Origin of the sequence: Dactylosporangium vinaceum, assembly GCF_019904175.1 — a bacterium.
GTDB lineage: Bacteria > Actinomycetota > Actinomycetes > Mycobacteriales > Micromonosporaceae > Dactylosporangium > Dactylosporangium vinaceum.
Genome location: NZ_CP061913.1, coordinates 6,257,587 through 6,273,834, shown reverse-complemented (window position 1 = coordinate 6,273,834; position 16,248 = coordinate 6,257,587). Strand labels below are relative to the sequence as shown.

Annotated in this window: 18 protein-coding genes; 8 read left to right on the top strand and 10 right to left on the bottom strand. The window is 73.9% G+C overall.

The features are described 5' to 3' along the window. Window positions 1–9: 9 nt before the first annotated feature. Both Dvina_RS28185 and Dvina_RS28180 read right to left on the bottom strand, forming a co-directional pair. Window positions 10–1,002 (bottom strand): ABC transporter permease subunit, encoded by a 993-nt coding sequence (locus tag Dvina_RS28185; RefSeq protein ID WP_223092352.1) that lies wholly within the window; start codon window positions 1,000–1,002, stop codon window positions 10–12. Next, window positions 999–1,850, bottom strand: a complete 852-nt coding sequence (locus Dvina_RS28180; protein WP_223092351.1) for an ABC transporter ATP-binding protein — start codon at window positions 1,848–1,850, stop codon at window positions 999–1,001. The genes Dvina_RS28185 and Dvina_RS28180 overlap by 4 nt, the downstream gene beginning before the upstream one ends. A gap of 87 nt (window positions 1,851–1,937) precedes the next feature. Between Dvina_RS28180 and Dvina_RS28175 the strand changes: the two genes are divergently transcribed. The 3 genes from Dvina_RS28175 to Dvina_RS28165 are packed head-to-tail and all read left to right on the top strand — an operon-like array spanning window position 1,938 to window position 3,998. After that, on the top strand, window positions 1,938–2,597 hold the full coding sequence (locus tag Dvina_RS28175) for a response regulator transcription factor (protein ID WP_223092350.1): 660 nt from the start codon (window positions 1,938–1,940) through the stop codon (window positions 2,595–2,597). After that, window positions 2,594–3,721, top strand: a complete 1,128-nt coding sequence (locus Dvina_RS28170) for a sensor histidine kinase (protein WP_223092349.1) — start codon at window positions 2,594–2,596, stop codon at window positions 3,719–3,721. The genes Dvina_RS28175 and Dvina_RS28170 overlap by 4 nt, the downstream gene beginning before the upstream one ends. Then, complete coding sequence (locus tag Dvina_RS28165) at window positions 3,714–3,998, top strand: CATRA system-associated protein (protein WP_223092348.1); 285 nt, start codon at window positions 3,714–3,716, stop codon at window positions 3,996–3,998. Before Dvina_RS28170 ends, Dvina_RS28165 begins: the two co-directional genes overlap by 8 nt. Before the next feature lie 739 nt (window positions 3,999–4,737). On the opposite strand, the gene Dvina_RS28160 is transcribed toward Dvina_RS28165, so the two are convergent. From Dvina_RS28160 to Dvina_RS28145, 4 genes are all read right to left on the bottom strand, one after another. Beyond that, entirely contained in the window at window positions 4,738–5,139 is a 402-nt protein-coding gene (locus Dvina_RS28160; RefSeq protein ID WP_223092347.1) for a hypothetical protein, read from the bottom strand. Further along, a complete protein-coding gene (locus Dvina_RS28155; protein WP_223092346.1) occupies window positions 5,136–5,555 on the bottom strand; it encodes a MarR family winged helix-turn-helix transcriptional regulator in 420 nt (139 codons plus the stop codon). The genes Dvina_RS28160 and Dvina_RS28155 overlap by 4 nt, the downstream gene beginning before the upstream one ends. A 32-nt stretch (window positions 5,556–5,587) precedes the next feature. Then, entirely contained in the window at window positions 5,588–5,896 is a 309-nt protein-coding gene (locus tag Dvina_RS28150) for a VOC family protein (protein ID WP_246655370.1), read from the bottom strand. A gap of 134 nt (window positions 5,897–6,030) precedes the next feature. After that, the gene (locus Dvina_RS28145; RefSeq protein WP_223092344.1) at window positions 6,031–7,413 is read right to left on the bottom strand and encodes a short-chain fatty acyl-CoA regulator family protein; all 1,383 of its coding nucleotides are present in this window, start codon (window positions 7,411–7,413) and stop codon (window positions 6,031–6,033) included. Window positions 7,414–7,578: 165 nt separating this feature from the next. Between Dvina_RS28145 and aceA the strand changes: the two genes are divergently transcribed. Further along, complete coding sequence (gene aceA / locus Dvina_RS28140; protein WP_223092343.1) at window positions 7,579–8,847, top strand: isocitrate lyase; 1,269 nt, start codon at window positions 7,579–7,581, stop codon at window positions 8,845–8,847. Further along, entirely contained in the window at window positions 8,844–10,403 is a 1,560-nt protein-coding gene (gene aceB / locus Dvina_RS28135; RefSeq protein WP_223092342.1) for a malate synthase A, read from the top strand. Before aceA ends, aceB begins: the two co-directional genes overlap by 4 nt. Here the strand turns inward: aceB and Dvina_RS28130 are convergent. Next, window positions 10,376–10,783, bottom strand: coding sequence for an MmyB family transcriptional regulator (locus Dvina_RS28130; protein WP_343217195.1), 408 nt, complete (start codon window positions 10,781–10,783; stop codon window positions 10,376–10,378). The genes aceB and Dvina_RS28130 overlap by 28 nt on opposite strands. A 265-nt stretch (window positions 10,784–11,048) precedes the next feature. On the opposite strand from Dvina_RS28130, the gene Dvina_RS28125 reads away from it, so the two are divergent. Continuing rightward, on the top strand, window positions 11,049–11,735 hold the full coding sequence (locus Dvina_RS28125) for an SDR family NAD(P)-dependent oxidoreductase (RefSeq protein WP_223092341.1): 687 nt from the start codon (window positions 11,049–11,051) through the stop codon (window positions 11,733–11,735). A 1-nt stretch (window position 11,736) separates the two neighbouring features. Here the strand turns inward: Dvina_RS28125 and Dvina_RS28120 are convergent, their stop codons facing one another. Both Dvina_RS28120 and Dvina_RS28115 read right to left on the bottom strand, forming a co-directional pair. Beyond that, the gene (locus Dvina_RS28120; protein ID WP_223092340.1) at window positions 11,737–12,006 is read right to left on the bottom strand and encodes a DUF6289 family protein; all 270 of its coding nucleotides are present in this window, start codon (window positions 12,004–12,006) and stop codon (window positions 11,737–11,739) included. Between the two features lie 140 nt (window positions 12,007–12,146). Next, window positions 12,147–12,464 (bottom strand): antibiotic biosynthesis monooxygenase, encoded by a 318-nt coding sequence (locus Dvina_RS28115; RefSeq protein ID WP_223092339.1) that lies wholly within the window; start codon window positions 12,462–12,464, stop codon window positions 12,147–12,149. A 35-nt stretch (window positions 12,465–12,499) separates the two neighbouring features. Between Dvina_RS28115 and Dvina_RS28110 the strand changes: the two genes are divergently transcribed. Next, entirely contained in the window at window positions 12,500–12,964 is a 465-nt protein-coding gene (locus Dvina_RS28110) for a MarR family winged helix-turn-helix transcriptional regulator (RefSeq protein WP_223092338.1), read from the top strand. 118 nt (window positions 12,965–13,082) lie between these two features. On the opposite strand, the gene Dvina_RS28105 is transcribed toward Dvina_RS28110, so the two are convergent. Next, window positions 13,083–15,584, bottom strand: a complete 2,502-nt coding sequence (locus Dvina_RS28105; protein WP_223092337.1) for an AAA family ATPase — start codon at window positions 15,582–15,584, stop codon at window positions 13,083–13,085. A gap of 76 nt (window positions 15,585–15,660) precedes the next feature. Between Dvina_RS28105 and Dvina_RS28100 the strand changes: the two genes are divergently transcribed. After that, the gene (locus Dvina_RS28100) at window positions 15,661–16,236 is read left to right on the top strand and encodes an adenylate kinase (protein ID WP_223092336.1); all 576 of its coding nucleotides are present in this window, start codon (window positions 15,661–15,663) and stop codon (window positions 16,234–16,236) included. Window positions 16,237–16,248: the final 12 nt, after the last annotated feature.

The following is a 16,248-nucleotide window of genomic DNA, read 5'->3' as shown; positions in this document are numbered from 1 at the left end:
GAGTCGCGCTCACGTGATGCGGCGGCGCACCCACCACAGGCCGAACCCGGCCAGCAGCCCGGCCAGCACCAGGTACGCCGACGTCTCGATCCACTGGAAGGGCCAGTAGCGGCTCGCGGGCTGGTACGAGTACACGAAATGCAGGTTCTTCGACTCCATGCAGGCGAAGTCGCCGTCCATGCTCCCGGTCTGGCACGCCTTGTTCCTGGCGGCGGTGAGCGGCGTGCCGTCGGCCATGAAGACCTGGTTGTCCGGGCTCATCGACCAAGCGCCGGGCTGGGTGTAGCCGAGGATGCGGGCCGAGGTGTCGTTCATGCCGAAGCCCTGGGCGTGCGCCATGACATCGGCCGTCACCTTGACCTCGGTGGTGACCGGCGGCATCAGGTGCGCGCGCAGGGCGAGCGGGACGACGATCTGCAGCGCGGCGTACAGCGCGACGACGATCGCCATGCTCGCCACCGTGCGCCGCACCACCAGGCCCACGACCACGCCGAACACGAACGCGAACGCGGCGTAGCCGAGCGGGGCGACGCCGCGGGCGCCGAAGTTCGGCGCGCTGAACCGGCTGCCGATGTACTCGTCGTAACGGCTCGCGCTCCACGTGAGCAGCAGGCTGTATATGCCGGTGACGGCGACCGCGGCCACACCGAGCACCGTCAGCTTCACCGCCAGCCAGCGGCCGCGCGTAACGCTCTGGTTCCACACCAGCCGGTCGGTCCGGTTCTCCAGCTCGCGGGCCACGAGCGGCGCACCCCAGAACGCGCCGATGAGCCCCGGCACGGCGATCAGGATCAGGCTGATGATCGCGATCGGAGCCTCGTACGCGTTGCCGAACAGCCGCCGCGTGACGGTGCAGTCGGACGGCACGCAGCCGACGACGTCGGTGCGGTAGTCGGCCCGGATCTGCACGCCGAGATACAGCAGGTAGGCGGCGAGCGCGGCCAGCACGAGGCCCGCCACGAGCGCCTGGGTGCGGAACTGCCGCCAGGTGAGCCAGATCATCGCCGCGCCTCCGCCGCCATCATGTACGCCATGCCGATGTCCTCGAGGTCGGTGTGCTCGGCCCCGGGAATCGGCTCGGCGGACCGCACGATCGTGGAGCCACCGCTCACCCCGCGGTCGGTGAAGACCACCTGCGCGCCCGACGGCAGACCCCCGGCTCCGCTGCGATCGGCCGCAATCCGATGGTGTACCGCGAGAATGTCCGCGACGTCGCCCGCGATCTGGACCCGGCCGCCGCCCAGCACGATCAGGTGGTCACAGACCTGGGCCAGGTCGCCGAGCAGGTGCGAGGACAGCACGACCGTCACGCCGAGCTCGCCGACGAAGTCGAGCAGGTCGTAGAGGAACGTCCGGCGGGCTATCGGGTCCAGGGACGCGACGGGCTCGTCGAGGATGAGCAGCTCCCCGCGCTTGGCGGCGGCGATGGTCAGCGCGAGCTGGGCCCGCTGGCCCCCGGAGAGTCGGCCGGCCTTCTGATCGGGGTCGAGGCCGAGCCGTTCGATCCGGCGCCGGGCGAGGCCGTCGTCCCAGCGCGGGTTGAGCCGGGCCCCGAGGCGCAGGTGATCGGCGACGGACAGCCCGGAGTACACCGGAGCGTCCTGAGCCACGAACCCGACCCTGGCCAGCTGGGCCGCGTTCACCCCGGGGGCACCGCCCAGCACGGTGATCCGCCCCTCGGTCGGCGTGATCAACCCGCACGTGAGCGCGAGCAGCGTCGACTTGCCGGCGCCGTTGGGCCCGACCAGGCCGGCGATGCGCCCCGGCGGGATCGCGATGGAGCAGTCGACGAGCGCGGGCCGGCGACCGTACCGCTTCGTCAGTTCCTGGGTTTCGATGACGGGTGGCATGGCGTCGTTTGTAGTCGCCGGGCGGTTACAGCACGGTGTCAGGCATTGACACCTGGCTGTAACCGGGCCGCGGCTACCCTCGGCCCCGTGAGAGTGCTCGTGGTGGAGGATCAGCGGCAGCTGGCGGACTCGATCGCGCGGGTCCTGCGGCGCGAGGGCATGGCGGTCGACGCCGCATACGACGGTGCCGCCGCGCTCGAGCGGGCCGACGTCGTGGACTACGACGTGGTGGTGCTCGACCGGGACCTGCCCGGTGTGCACGGCGACGACGTGTGCCGGGCTCTCGTGGCCCGCGAGTCGCCGAGCCTGGTGCTCATGCTGACCGCGTCCGGCACCGTGGCCCAGCGGGTCGAAGGGCTCGGGCTCGGCGCCGACGACTACCTGCCGAAGCCTTTCGCGTATGCGGAGCTGGTCGCCCGGGTCCGCGCCCTCGGGCGGCGCCACCGCTCGGCCACCCCGCCCGTGCTCGTGCACGCCGACCTGCGTCTCGACCCGTCGCAGCGGGTCGCCACCCGGGGCGGGGCCCGGCTGCCGCTGAGCCCGAAGGAGTTCGCCGTCCTGGAGCATCTGCTGGCCGGGCGCGGCCGGGTCGTGTCCGCGGAGGAGCTGCTCGACCGGGTCTGGGACGAGGCCGCCGACCCGTTCACGACCACCGTCAAGGTCACCATCAACCGGCTGCGGGCGAAGCTCGGCGACCCGCCGCTCATCGAGACGGTCGCCCGCGCCGGATACAAGATCTCGCCATGATCCGGTCGAACCGGCTGCGGTGGCGGCTGACCCTCTTCTACAGCCTCGTCACGTTCCTCTCCGGCCTGGCGCTGCTGGCGATCGTGATCGGCCTGTCCAGGAGCCTGCCACCGGCCGACGGCCCGGCGCCGCCGCACGCGGCCGCGGTCGACCGGCAACTGCCGGCCCGGGGCGCCACCGTCTACATCGCCAGGGGCGCCGACGAGAACTACCGCAAGAACCTGATCCTCGTGCCGGGCCTCGCCCTGCTCATCATGGTCCCGATCTCGTTCGGCGCCGGCTGGGTCATCGCCGGCCGCATCCTGCGCCCCGTGCGCACGATGACCGACAGCCTGCAGCGCATCTCCGGCCGCAACGTCCACGAGCGGCTGGCCGTCGCCGGCCCGCGGACCGAGTTCAAGGACCTCGCCGACACCATCGACGGGCTGCTCGGCCGGCTCGAGGCGGCCCTCGAAGGGCACAAGCGGTTCGTCGCCAACGCCGCGCACGAGCTGCGCACGCCGCTCACCGTCGAGCACGCGCTGCTCGAGGAGCCGCTTATCGACGAGGGCGCGACGGCCGAGGACTTCCGGGCCAACTTCGAGCGGCTCCTCGCCGTCAACCGCCGGCGCGGCGCGCTGCTCGAGTCCCTGCTCACCCTGGCCGGCAGCGAGTCGGCCCGCGACGGGGGCGTGCCGGTCCGGCTCGACGCGGTCGCCGCGACGGCCCTGGCCGACCGCCGCGGTGAGCTGGAGCGCCACGACCTGCGGCTGGACAGCACGCTGCGGCCGGCCCTGCTCGCCGGCGACCCAATGCTCGTCGCCCGGCTGGTGGCGAACCTGTGCGACAACGCCATCCATTACAACCGGCCGGGTGGGACGGTCGAGGTGACGGTCCGTACGCTCGACGGCCACGCCCGGCTGATCGTCGCCAACACCGGACCGCCCGTGCCACCCGACGAGGTGGACCGCCTCTTCGAGCCGTTCCAGCGCCTGCAACGCATCGCCGACGACGGTCATCACGGGCTAGGCTTGTCCATCGTGCGAGCCATCGCGACCGCCCACGGTGCCACCATCCACGCCGGTGCCCGCACCGGCGGCGGCCTGACCGTCGAAGTCCTGTTCCCGGCGGCCGAGCATGGCTGACCGCCCGCCCCGCGGCGTCCTGGACACCCTGAGCGACTCCCTGCGCTGGCGCCTCCCGTCGGCGGCGTGGATCCTCCTCGACAGCCAGATGACCCAGATCGACCGCGCCCTGCGCCACGCCGACCCCGCCGCCATCCAGGACGCCCACGCCCGCCTCGAACTCCTGCGGCCGGGCCCGACACCGTCGATCGGCGGGCACGGCACCGCAACCTGCCCGCCCGCCCTGGCCGAAAAGATCGAAACCCTGATCCGCCTGGTCCGCGCCGACATCTCCTGACCACCGACCGCCCTGACGACCGACCCGACCTCAGCCACCCGCCCACGCCGCCCGACCCTCCGCCTTGACACCTGCCCGCGCCCGCCACCCCGACCTGCCGCCCGCGCGTCCGCCCTCCGCCGCCCCCACCGCCCAGGCCCGCCGCTCCCGCCGACAGTGCGCGCCGCCCTCGCCGACAGCGCACGCCGCCTGTGCCGGGGCTCGCCGCGCCGATCCGCCATGCCCGCTGGCTCGACCCGGTCGGCTGTCCGCGCTGCTTGTCCGCCGCCTGTGCTTGGGCTTGCCGCGCTGATTCGCTATACCTGCCGACCCGGTCCGCTGTCCGCGCCGCTTGTCCGCTGTCCGCGCCGCTTGTCCGGTGTCCGCGCCGCTCGTCCGCTGCCTGCGGCCGCCGTGTATGCCTTGGCTCGCTGCGCCGGTCCGTCGTCCGCGCTCGCCGTCCGGGCCGGCGCCTGCTCGAGCAGGGCGGGGTTTGAGGTAGGGCCGGGCGGCGGCGGGGTCGAGGGGGTAGGCGCGGTCCGTGTTCTGTGCGTGCCGACCGCGGCTGGCCGCCTGCGTGTCCACCGCTGGCCTGCCCGGCCTCGCGGGCTCGCCGTCTGTGCCCTGGTTCGTCGGGCGGATTTGCTGTGCGCGCCCGGAACGGGCCGGACCGCGGACGTTTGCCGGGCGGCTGCACGGACGGGTTGAGGTGCCGGGCCAAGTGGTTGTCGGTGTTGGTGTGCCCCAGGCCCGAGGGTGGTCAGGGCTGGGGTTCGGTGGGTGGGGTCAGGGCGGCGGCCAGGTCGGTGTGGTTCAGGTACACCATGATCTGGAAGGTGGTGTCCTCGCGGCGCAGGAGCAGGGTGGCCGTGGTCGTGAAGGGCTCGCCGGACGTGCGGTCGGCGGACCAGGCGGCGCCGACCAGGATGTGCTTGTCGTCCAGGCGTTGCTGGCGGGTGGTGGTGCGCTGCAGGGGGCCCACGCCGGCCCGGTCGAACATGGCGCGGCGGGCGGGGAGGGCGGCGCCCAGCTGGGCCGGGGTCACGGCCACCGCGCGCGCCGGGTCCAGGGCCAGGAACGGGCTGGCGAACAGGTGCAGGCTGCCGCTGTCGTACTCGGCCATGAACGCGGCCACGTCGGCGTCGAGCGGGGTCCAGGTCATAGCTGCGCAGTCACCTTCTCGAGGAGGGGAATGGCGTCGGCCAGGAGTTGGCGCTGGGCGGGGGTCAGCGTGCTCAGGGCGTCGTGGATGCGGGCGATGCTGGCCGCCTCGCGGGTCTGCAGCGCGGTGCGGCCGGGCAGGCTGATGCTCATCACCGAGCGGCGGCCGTCGGCCGGGTCGGCGGCGCGGGTCACGAAGGCGTGGGCCTCCAGGCGGCGCAGGACCGGGGCTATCGCGGCCGAGGTCACGTGCTCGTGGCCGGCCAGTTCGCCGGGGCTGGCCGGGCCCAGGCGCTCGAGGCGCTGCAGCACGGCCAGCTCGAGGAACGTCAGGTTGTCGTCACCGTCGGTGTACAACCGGCGCAGGCGGCGGGCCAGGCGGCCCACCGCGAGGCGCAGATCCTGGGCGAGCGTCACGATCGCTAAGCTAGCTTAGCTAACCCAGGTTATCAATACAGCAGGCAGAACTCGTTGCCCTCCGGGTCGCGCAGCACCACGAAGCCCTCGTCGCCGCGCTGCCCGACGTCCGCGCGGGTGGCCCCCAGCGCCAGGAGCCGGTCCACCTCCGCGTCGACCGCGGACGCGCCGGAGGTGTCCACGCGCAGGTCGGGATGGTTGCGGTTCTTGCCCGCCTTGACCGCCGACGTCGGCTGCAGCCACACGCTCAGGCCCTGCCCGTCGCGCGGGCGCAGGTGGGCGTCGCCGTCGTCGCCCGGGTCGATGTCGTAGCCGAGCGCCGCCGACCAGAACCGGGCCATCGATGCAACGTCGTGTACATCGAGCGTCCACTGTGCAAAACGGCTCACCATGGCCGCCCCGTGCCCGCCGCGGCCGGGACCAAACACGCGGCCCCCGGACGAGACGCGGTGCGGGCACGCGGAGCGCGCGGCGGCTACGGTGTGCCCTTCAGCGGGTACGGGATGAATGTCGTGCGGTTCTCGTCGAGGTCCAGCTGGCGGCTGATCGGGGCGGCCGCGCGCTGCGGGCAGGTGGCGCGCTCGCAGGTTTTGCAGCCGGGCCCGATCGGCATGGCGGCGGCCGCGTCGTGCAGGTCCATGCCGGTGGAGTAGACCAGGCGGGCGGCGTGGCGGATCTCGCAGCCCAGGCCGATCGCGTAGACCTTGCCCGGCTGGCCGTAGCCGCCGTGGTGGCGGGTGATGGTGCGGGCGATCCACAGGTATCGCTGGCCGTCGGGCATCGCCGCGATCTGGGTGACGGGGCGGCCGGGGGAGCTGAACGCCTCGTAGACGTTCCACAGTGGACAGGTGCCGCCGGTGCGGGAGAACGGGAAGCCGGTCGCGGACTGGCGCTTGGACATGTTGCCGGCGCGGTCGACGCGGACGAAGGAGAACGGGACGCCGCGAGCGCGCGGGCGCTGCAGTGTCGACAGGCGGTGGCAGACCGTCTCCCAGCCCATCGCGAAGTGCTCGGTGAGCAGGTCGATGTCGTAGCGGCGGGCCTCGGCGGCGGTGAGGAACTGCTCGTAGGGCAGGACCAGGGCGGCGGCGAAGTAGTTGGCCAGGCCGACCCGGGTCAGGATCTGGGTCTGGACGTCGTCGAAGTGCTCCTCCTCCACGATCTCGTCGATCACGTCCGCGTACTCCATCAGGGCGAGCTGCGCGGCCATCCGCATGGCCTCCTGCCCGGCCCGCAGCGACGTCGACAGGTGCAGGGTCTGGGTCTGCGGCCGGTACCGGTGCAGCTCCCCGAAGGTGTCCTCGCGCACGATGCGCACGCCGTGGCGCTCGGCGAGGCGGTCGCGCAGGGCCGGGCGGACCTCACCGCGGCGCAGGCCCATCGCGCCCGCGAGGGTCTCCGCGGCCTCGTCAAGCGACGGCACGTAGTTCTGGCGCCGGTAGAAGAACTCCGTCACCTGGTCGTGCGGGCTGCGCCCGAGCTGGCCCCGGTCCCCGACGAGCTCCGTGAGCTGGTCGGAGACCTGGCGGTACCGTCGATGCAGGTCGATGATCGACTCGGCCAGGTCGGGCAGGCGGGTCGCGAGCTCGCTGAGGTCGGCGATGCTCCCGGAGCCGGCCAAGGCCTCGCGCAGACCGGCCACCAGCTGCGGCGTGTCGTGCGGGGCGAACACGGCCGGGTCGACGCCGAACAGCTCGGTCGCGCGGATCAGCACCGGTGCGGTCAGCGGGCGCACGTCGTGCTCGATCTGGTTCAGGTAGCTCGGCGAGATGGCCAGGTGCCGGGCCAGGTCGGTCTGGCTCAGGCCGTGCTCCTCGCGCAGCCGCCGCAGTCGCGCACCGGCGAAGATTTTGGCCATGCCCCAAGCATCGCACCTCAAATAGCAGCGCTGTCAAATGCGCATTTCGCAAGTTAGCAAACCGCATCGGAAAATTGGCAGGACTTGGCTTTTTCCGCCCCTCGACCGGCCCGTTCGCCGCATGTGACGGTGAGCGCAGCGGTACGGCACACAAGGGAGCTGACGATGACCGAGGCAGTTGAGCAGTTGCGACAGGAATGGGACACCGACCCGCGCTGGGCGGGTGTGCGGCGCGACTACGACGCCGCCGACGTGGTCCGGCTGCGCGGCGCGATCCAGGAGGAGCACACCCTGGCCCGCCGCGGCGCCGAGCGGCTGTGGCAGCTGCTGCACGACGAGGACTACGTGCACGCGCTCGGTGCGCTCACCGGCAACCAGGCCGTGCAGATGGTCCGGGCCGGGCTCAAGGCCATCTACCTGTCCGGCTGGCAGGTCGCCGCGGACGCCAACCTGTCCGGGCACACGTACCCGGACCAGAGCCTCTACCCGGCCAACTCGGTGCCGGCGGTCGTGCGGCGGATCAACAACGCGCTGCTGCGGGCGGCCCAGATCACCACCGCCGAGGGCGACACGCAGACGGAGTGGCTGGCGCCGATCGTCGCCGACGCGGAGGCCGGGTTCGGCGGGGTGCTCAACGCCTACGAGCTGATGACCGGCATGATCGTCGCGGGCGCGGCCGGCGTGCACTGGGAGGACCAGCTCGCGTCGGAGAAGAAGTGCGGCCACCTCGGCGGCAAGGTCCTCATCCCGACCGGGCAGCACGTGCGCACGCTGCAGGCGGCCCGGCTCGCTGCCGACGTGGCCGGGGTGCCGACGCTGATCGTGGCGCGCACCGACGCGCAGGCGGCCACGCTGCTCACCACCGACGTCGACGAGCGGGATCTCCCGTTCGTGAGCGGTGAACGTACCCACGAGGGGTTCTATCGTTTCCGCAACGGGGTTGCGGCGTGCATTGCCCGCGGCATCGCGTATGCGCCCTACAGCGACCTGCTCTGGATGGAGACGAGCACGCCGGACCTGGAGGTCGCGCGGCAGTTCGCCGAGGCCGTCAAGCGGGAGTACCCCGACCAGATGCTCGCGTACAACTGCTCGCCGTCGTTCAACTGGCGCAAGCACCTCGACGACGCCACGATCGCCAAGTTCCAGCGCGAGCTCGGGCACATGGGCTACAAGTTCCAGTTCATCACCCTGGCCGGCTTCCACGCGCTCAACTACTCGATGTTCGACCTGGCCCGCGGCTACGCCAGCGACGGCATGACCGCCTACGTGGCGCTGCAGGAGCGCGAGTTCGCGGCCGAGGCCCACGGCTACACCGCCGTCAAGCACCAGCGCGAGGTCGGCACCGGCTACTTCGACCTCATCAGCACGGTGCTCAACCCGGCCGGCGAGACCACGGCACTGCACGGCTCGACGGAACAGGAGCAGTTCGCGTGAGGTACAAGATCAATGGGCCGCTGCATCCGCGTTTCGACGAGGTCCTGACGGCCGGCGCGCTGGAGTTCCTGGTCGCCCTGGACGAGCGCTTCGCCGCCCGCCGGGTCGCGGTGCTCGACACGCGGCGCGCGCGGCGGGCCCGGTTCGCCTCCGGGCAGCTGCCCGACTTCCCGCCGGCCACGGTCCGCGACGACCTCTCGTGGCAGGTGGCGCCGCCCGCGCCCGGCCTCGAGGACCGGCGGGTGGAGATCACCGGGCCGCCCGACCGGAAGATGACAGTCAACGCGCTCAACTCCGGCGCCCGGGTGTGGCTCGCCGACTTCGAGGACGCGACCGCACCGACCTGGGACAACGTCATCGGCGGGCAGCTCAACCTGATGGACGCCCTGGACCGGGAGATCGACTTCACCGACGAGCGCGGGAAGCGGTACACCCTCGGGGAGCAGCTCGCGACAATCGTCGTGCGGCCGCGCGGCTGGCACCTGGTCGAGAAGTGGATCGTCGTCGACGGCCGCCCGATCTCGGCGTCACTCGTCGATTTCGGGTTGTACCTCTACCACTGCGCCTTCCGCCAGCTGGACAACGGCTCCGGACCGTACTTCTACCTGCCCAAGCTCGAGGACCACCGCGAGGCCCGGCTCTGGAACGACGTCTTCGTCTTCGCGCAGGAGTACCTCGGCCTGCCCCAGGGCACCATCCGCGCGACGACGCTCATCGAGACGATCACCGCCGCCTTCGAGATGGAGGAGATCCTCTACGAGCTGCGCGAGCACTCCGCGGGCCTCAACGCCGGGCGCTGGGACTACATCTTCAGCATCATCAAGAACTTCGGCCAGTGGTCCGACTTCGTCCTGCCCGACCGGGCCGAGGTGACGATGACGGTGCCGTTCATGCGCGCCTACACCGAACTGCTCGTGCACACCTGCCACAAGCGCGGCGCCCACGCGATCGGCGGCATGGCCGCGTTCATCCCCTCCCGGGACCCGGCCGTCAACGCCGCCGCGGTGGCGAAGGTCAGCGCCGACAAGCAGCGCGAGGCCGGCGACGGGTTCGACGGCTCCTGGGTCGCCCACCCGGGCCTGGTCGAGGTGGCCCGCGCCGCGTTCGACCAGGTCCTCGGCGACCGCCCCAACCAGCTCGCCCGCCGCCGCGACGACGTCGACGTCACCGCCACCGACCTGCTCGCCGTCGACAAGACGCCGGGACAGGTGACCCTCGAAGGGCTGCGTTCCAACATCGACGTCTCGCTCTCGTACCTCGACGCCTGGCTCGGCGGCGCCGGCGCGGTGGCACTGTCGAACCTCATGGAGGACGCCGCCACCGCCGAGATCGCCCGCTGCCAGGTGTGGCAGTGGCTGCACCACAACACCCCGCTCGCGGGCGGCGGCACGGTCACGGCGCAGACGGTCCGCGAGCTGTACGCCGCGGCCCTGGCCGAGCTCGACCTGCGCCACCCGGCCGCGGTGGCGGAGGTGTTCGAGCGGGCCGCGCTGCAGGAGCACCTGCCGCCGTTCTTCACGACCGACGCCTACCGGTTCCTGGCGCCCTCCGCGTGATGTGCCGCCGCGCTCGCCCGGCCCGCGGGAAGGTCCGCGGAGGCCAGCAGGGCGAGCGCGTCGGCGTCGGCCGAGCCGGGGTCCGGGTGGTAGACGATCATCATGAGGCCGTCGGTGCCGCCGACGCCCAGCCGCTCGCGGTTGAGGGTCAGCTCGCCGACCTGCGGGTGGCGCAGCCGGATCGGGGTGCCGCGCTGGCCGCGGATCTCGTGGCGGGCCCAGAGCCGGCGGAAGCGGGGGCTGGCCAGGGTCAGCTCGCCGGTCAGCTCGATGAACCGCGGATCGTCGACGTCGCCGCCCACCGCCTGGCGCAGGTTGGCGACGAAGCACTCCGTGACCGACTCCCAGTCGGGGTGCAGCGCCTGCTCGGCCGGGTCCAGGAACAGGTCGCGCAGCTGGTTGCCGCCCGGGGCGAGGCCCGGTGACAGGGCGCAGGCCCGGCGTCCGCCGGACCCCCACGTCGGGGATGCCCGCCAGCTCCGGGGTCACCAGTTCGCGCCGGGCCCGCAGGAAGGCGCCGAGGGTGTTCGTCGCGTCGCGCACACCCCAAGCGTAGAGCGGGCCGGGCCCGCAGCGGGGGTCCTGGCGGGCCCCCGGCTGAGCAGGGCTCCGGCTCGCCCCGGCGGCCCGGCCTAGCGTTGCCGCATGACCGTGACACTGATCACCGGGGCCAACAAGGGCATCGGCTACGAGACCGCCGGCCGGCTGCTCGCGCTGGGCCACACCGTGTATGTCGGCGCCCGCGACGCCGGGCGCGGCGCGCACGCGGCGGCCACCCTCGGCGCGCGCTTCGTGCAGCTCGACGTGACCGACGACGAATCCGTGCGCGCCGCACTCGACACGATCGGCGCGGCCGAGGGCCGCCTCGACGTCCTGGTGCACAACGCGGGCATCCTCGCGGCCGGCCCGATCGACGGGCCCACCGCCCTGCTGGCGTTCGACACCAACGCCGTGGGCATCGTGCGCGTCACCGAGGCGGCCCTGCCCCTGCTGCGCAAGTCGGCGAACCCGACGGTGGTCACGGTCTCCAGCAGCATGGGGTCGTTCTGGGCGGTGACCAACCCCGAGCGCCCCGAGTCCGGCCTGCCGCTGGCGCTCTACGCGGCGTCCAAGGCGGCCGCGACGATGCTCACGGTCCAGTACGCCAAGGCCCACCCCGGTATCCGGTTCAACGCCGTCGAGCCCGGCGCCACCGCCACCGACATGACCGCCGCGTTCGGCATCGGCCGCCCGGTGGGGCCGAGCGCCGCGGTCGTCGCGCGGTGGGCCACGCTCGGCCCGGACGGCCCGACCGGGACGCTGCAGGACGAGCGCGGCCCGCTGCCGTTCTGACTCAGACCGGCCCGGGCCCGTCGCCGCCGCAGCCCTGGGAGACGAACGTGGAGTATCCGGACTTGATGCCCCAGTCCAGGACGACACCCTGGCAGTTGGTGGTGTGCCCGCCCTGCTGGTGCGTCCGGGCGGCGTCGGAGTAGTAGAGCCAGCCACACATCGTCCCGGCCGCGCAGGCGCCGTACGCCTGCGCCGGCGCCGTGGGCGCCAGCAACGCGGCCCCGATCCCGAGCACCGCCACGACCGCCAGCCGCCGCATCCGTGAAGTCATGCAGCGATAGTCACCAATGCGCGTCCACCCGCGCAAGACCGCCGGACCCTTGCCATACCATGCACCGCCCGGCCGGTGCGGGGCTGCGCAATGTCACCGAGGTCGGCAGCGGCAGCGGACCCGGCGACCGGCGCTCGTGCTCACGCGTCGGTGGTGGTGCCCTCCTCGGCGCTGAGCAGTTCGGCGATGGCGGCGAAGAAGGCGGCGATGCCCGGCAGGTTGGCGCCCTTCGCGCGCGAGGCGGCGAAGTCCTCCGGGGTCTGCCAGGTCACGATGTCCAGCCACTCGTGGCCGGGCAGGCGGACCAGCCGGGCGCCCAGGAAGCCCGTGCGGTCGGCGCGGAAGTCGGCCACCATCGCCGGGCGGGCGGCGAGCAGGTCGGGTTCGCGGTCGGGGGCGACACGGAAGCGGGTCAGTTCGACGGTGGGCATGGCATACTCCTCGGTGAGATCGTCCAAAAATTGGACTATAGCGCGATGCCGGGGGAGTGGCCGTGCGACGGAGCACACGCAAGGCGCAGACGCCGGACCTCGGGGTGCTCGCGGCGCGGCTGCTGTTCGGGCTGCAGGCCGAGCTGTTCGCACGGGCCGCGGCGCTCGGGTTCGACGACGTCGGGCCGCGGCACGGGGCGGTCCTGGCATACCTCGACGAGGAGGGCATCCGCCTCGCCGACCTGGCCCGGCTGGCCGGGCGCAACAAGCAGACGATCGCCGCGATCCTCGACGAGCTCGAGCAGCTCGGCTACGTCCATCGGACGGCCGACCCCGCGGACCGGCGGGCCAAGCTGATCCGGCCGACGGACCGGGGCCGGGCGATCATGCGCATCTCCGACGAGATCGTGGCCGACATCGAGGCCCGGCACGCCAGACGGCTCGGCGCCGGGGCCTACGTGGCCTTCGTCACGGCCCTCGATATGGTGAGCGGCGGCGGGTCGGACCGGCACGCGGAGCACGTCTGACGGGAGGCGCTGCCGGATGCGCAGTCGTTCGTTCGCCGCTGTCGCCGCGGCCCTGCTGGCCAAGGCCGCCGAGAACCTCCGCACGGCCGTGGGTCAGGTCTGCGGCTGAGCCCCGGCGCTACGCCAGCAGGCCGCGGCGGCGGGCGACGGCGGCGGCGTCGCCGCGGGAGTTGACGCCCAGCTTGCCCAGGATGTTGGTGGTGTGGACGCCGGCCGTCTTCGGGGAGATGCCGAGGGCGGCGCCGATCTGCTTGTTCGTCCGGCCCGCCGCGAGCAGGCGCAGCACCTCGGTCTCGCGGGCCGTGAGCCGGGCCGGACCCGGCTCCAGGCGCTCGCTGTGCACCAGCGCCGAGGCCGCCGCGGCCAGGGGGCGGGCGCCGAGGCGGGTGGCGAGGGCCAGGGACTCGCGGGCGCGGGCGGCCGCCGTCGAGCGGTCGCGGGTGGCGTGTGCGGCCATGAGCAGAGTCTGGGCCAGGCGGAACGGGTGCCCGACGGCCCGCCAGGCGGCGATGGCCTCGTCCCAGCGGGCGTGCAGGGTCAGGCTCGCCGCCCGCTGGACCGGGCCGTTGACCGGCAGGCGGCGGGCCAGGCTCCGGTCGGGGTGGGTCAGCAGCAGTGACCAGGCGGCGGCCGGGACCATCGGCAGGCGGCCGTCGCCGAACGGGGGCCGCTCGCCGAGCAGGGCGCGGACCTCCCAGAGCGGGACGAGGAAGTGCCCGCCGGTGTACTGCCCGCCGAACAGCGCCGCGGCCTCGTCGGCGCCCGCGGCGGCGGCCTCGGCGTCGCCCTCCACGGCGTCGAGCCACGCGGTGGTGGTGGCGAGCACTGCGCGGTACCGCTGCGGAGGTCTGCCGTCGTGTGCCTCGGCGAGGACCGTGCGGGCCCTCGACCACTCGCCCAGGGCGAGCAGCGACCCGGCGAGGGCGGTGGCGAGCGTGGCGCCGCGGGTCGGCCACAGCATGGTGTGGCGGGCCGCCTCCAAACCGGCCGCGGCCGCCGCGGCCGCGGCCCGGGAGTCGCCGGCGGCCTCGAGGGCGGCCGCCTCCACGGCCCGGGCGAGCAGTTCGGCGTCGTCGTCGCCGCTCTGCCGGGCGAGGTCCATCGCCTCGCGGGCCCGGCGCAGGGCGACGGCGGCGCCGCTGCCCGACGGGTCGGCGCCGGGCTGGGGGTCGGTCGCGGCCGAGGCCAGGGTGGCGAGGGCGACGGCGCGCACGGCCGGGTCGCGGTCGGCGGCGGCCTCCTCGGCGAGGACGCGGGCCTCGACCGAGCGGGTCAGTGCCTCCAGGCGGGCGGCGAGGGCGGCCCGGATGCGGTTGTTGCGCGGCGCCAGGGCGAGGGCGGCGCGCAGCCCGGCGATGTCGTCGTCGCCGAGGCGCGACCGCAGCCGGCTGCGCGTCTCCAGCAGCACCGCCCGGCGCGCGGGTTCGCGGGTCTCGTCGAGCGCCGCCCCGGCCAGCGCCAGCCCGCGCTCGTACGCGCCGGCGTGCAGTGCGGCGACCGCGGCCGCGGCGAGGACGGCGACCCGGTCGGTGCCGGTGCGGAAGCCGGGGTCGAACACGCGGGGCCACGCCGCGGCGACGCGCTCGAGCATCCGCAGCTGCCCGGCGTACGCGGGCCCGATCGCCCCCGCCGCCCGCCAGGCCGCGTCGAACGCCCGGTCGGCGTCCCCGGCGGCGTGCCAGTGCTCGGCCAGCTCGACGAGCGCGGCCGTCGAGGGCCGGAACCCGAGCCGGGCGGTGATCGCGCCGGCCGCGAGCGCGTGCAGCCGGGCCCGCTCGCCGTCGCGCAGCTCCGCGTAGACGGCCGCGCGGACCAGGGAGTGCCGGAAGCGGTACCCGCCGGCGCACACCACCAGCAGCCCGGCCGCGACGGCCGGCCGCAGCCGCTCCCGCACGCGGCCCGCGATCCGCCCGAGCACTGCCTCGTCGACGTCGGTGCCGAGGACGGCGGCGACCCGGACCGCGGCCCGCGACTCGGCGGGCAGGCCCCGCAGCGGCAACAGCAGCAGCTCATCGTGCGACTCCGGCGGGTCCGCAACGTCGGCCGCGGCCGTGATCATGAGCGGATTGCCCCGGCTGTACTCCCACACGCCCGCCACCACCGACGAGCCGGGCCGGTGCCCGAGGCGCTCGGCGAGCAGCTCCCCGGTGGCCGCCTCGTCGAGCGGCCCCAGCCGCAGCCCGCCCGGGCCGGCGTCGCCGCGCCGGGTGCCGAGCACGAGGACACCGGGCCGGCGCAGCGCGCCGGGGAGGGCCGCGAACAGCTCCCGGCTCGGCTGGTCGGCCCACTGCAGGTCCTCCAGCACCAGCACCACCGGCGCGGCCGCCTCGAGCCGGGCCAGGACCTCGCCGGTGACGACCGAGCGCGGCCGGGCCGGGTCGAGCGGCGCGGGGTCCGCGAGCGCGGCGCGGAACGGCCCGTACGCCAGCGCGTCCCCGCCCACCTCCCGGCACCGGCCGCGCAGCACCCGCCCGCCGCGCTGCGCCACGAACGCATCCACGAGCGCCGACTTGCCGATCCCGGCCGGACCGCCGACGACGAGCGCACCGGACCGGGTCGCCGCGGCCCGCCAGGCCCGGTCGAGGTGGTCGAGTTCGATGGCGCGGCCGGAAAGATGCACGGCCCAACCCTAAAGTCCCGGCGGCCCGGGACCGTCGCGGGTTGCCGGGACACTGACATGCGTTAACGTTGTGCGCGTGCGGGTGCTGATGGTTGCGCCGCCCGGCGCGGGCAAGGGCACGCAGGGTGCCGTGATCGCCGAACACTTCGATCTCCATCGGGTGACCATCGGCGAGCTGCTGCGGCGCAACGTGGCCGACGGCACGGAGCTCGGCCGGCGCATCGAGCCGCTGATCGAGCGCGGCGAGCTGGTCCCCGACGACATCGTCCTGGACCTGATGCGCGAGGGCCTCCTCGAGGCGCGCGCCCGCGGCCGCGGCTACGTCCTCGACGGCGTGCCGCGCACGATCGCCCAGGCCCGGGCCGCCTACCGCGTCGCCCGCGGCATCGGCATGACCGCCGGCGTGGCCCTGCACCTGCAGGCCGACGACGAGGAGCTGGTCGGGCGCCTGCTGAAGCGGGCCGCTGTCGAGCACCGCGCCGATGACAACGAGGCCGTCATCCGCCAGCGGTTGCGGCTGTACCGCGAGGTCACCGAGCCGGTCCTGACGTACTACACCCGCCGGGGCATCCTGCTCACCGTCGACGCGATGCGCCCGGTCGAGGTCGTCAGCGCCGACGTGCTCGCCGCACTGGAGGCCCGGGCCGCCTGATCGCTATGCTCC

Bases quoted from the DNA above. Each gene is read 5' to 3' on its own strand.
- Dvina_RS28185 (WP_223092352.1), bottom strand. From the start codon at position 1,002: ATGATCTGGCTCACCTGGCGGCAGTTCCGCACCCAGGCGCTCGTGGCG.
- Dvina_RS28180 (WP_223092351.1), bottom strand. From the start codon at position 1,850: ATGCCACCCGTCATCGAAACCCAGGAACTGACGAAGCGGTACGGTCGC.
- Dvina_RS28170 (WP_223092349.1), top strand. From the start codon at position 2,594: ATGATCCGGTCGAACCGGCTGCGGTGGCGGCTGACCCTCTTCTACAGC.
- Dvina_RS28165 (WP_223092348.1), top strand. From the start codon at position 3,714: ATGGCTGACCGCCCGCCCCGCGGCGTCCTGGACACCCTGAGCGACTCC.
- Dvina_RS28160 (WP_223092347.1), bottom strand. From the start codon at position 5,139: ATGACCTGGACCCCGCTCGACGCCGACGTGGCCGCGTTCATGGCCGAG.
- Dvina_RS28150 (WP_246655370.1), bottom strand. From the start codon at position 5,896: ATGGCCCGGTTCTGGTCGGCGGCGCTCGGCTACGACATCGACCCGGGC.
- Dvina_RS28145 (WP_223092344.1), bottom strand. From the start codon at position 7,413: ATGGCCAAAATCTTCGCCGGTGCGCGACTGCGGCGGCTGCGCGAGGAG.
- aceA (WP_223092343.1), top strand. From the start codon at position 7,579: ATGACCGAGGCAGTTGAGCAGTTGCGACAGGAATGGGACACCGACCCG.
- Dvina_RS28125 (WP_223092341.1), top strand. From the start codon at position 11,049: ATGACCGTGACACTGATCACCGGGGCCAACAAGGGCATCGGCTACGAG.
- Dvina_RS28120 (WP_223092340.1), bottom strand. From the start codon at position 12,006: ATGACTTCACGGATGCGGCGGCTGGCGGTCGTGGCGGTGCTCGGGATC.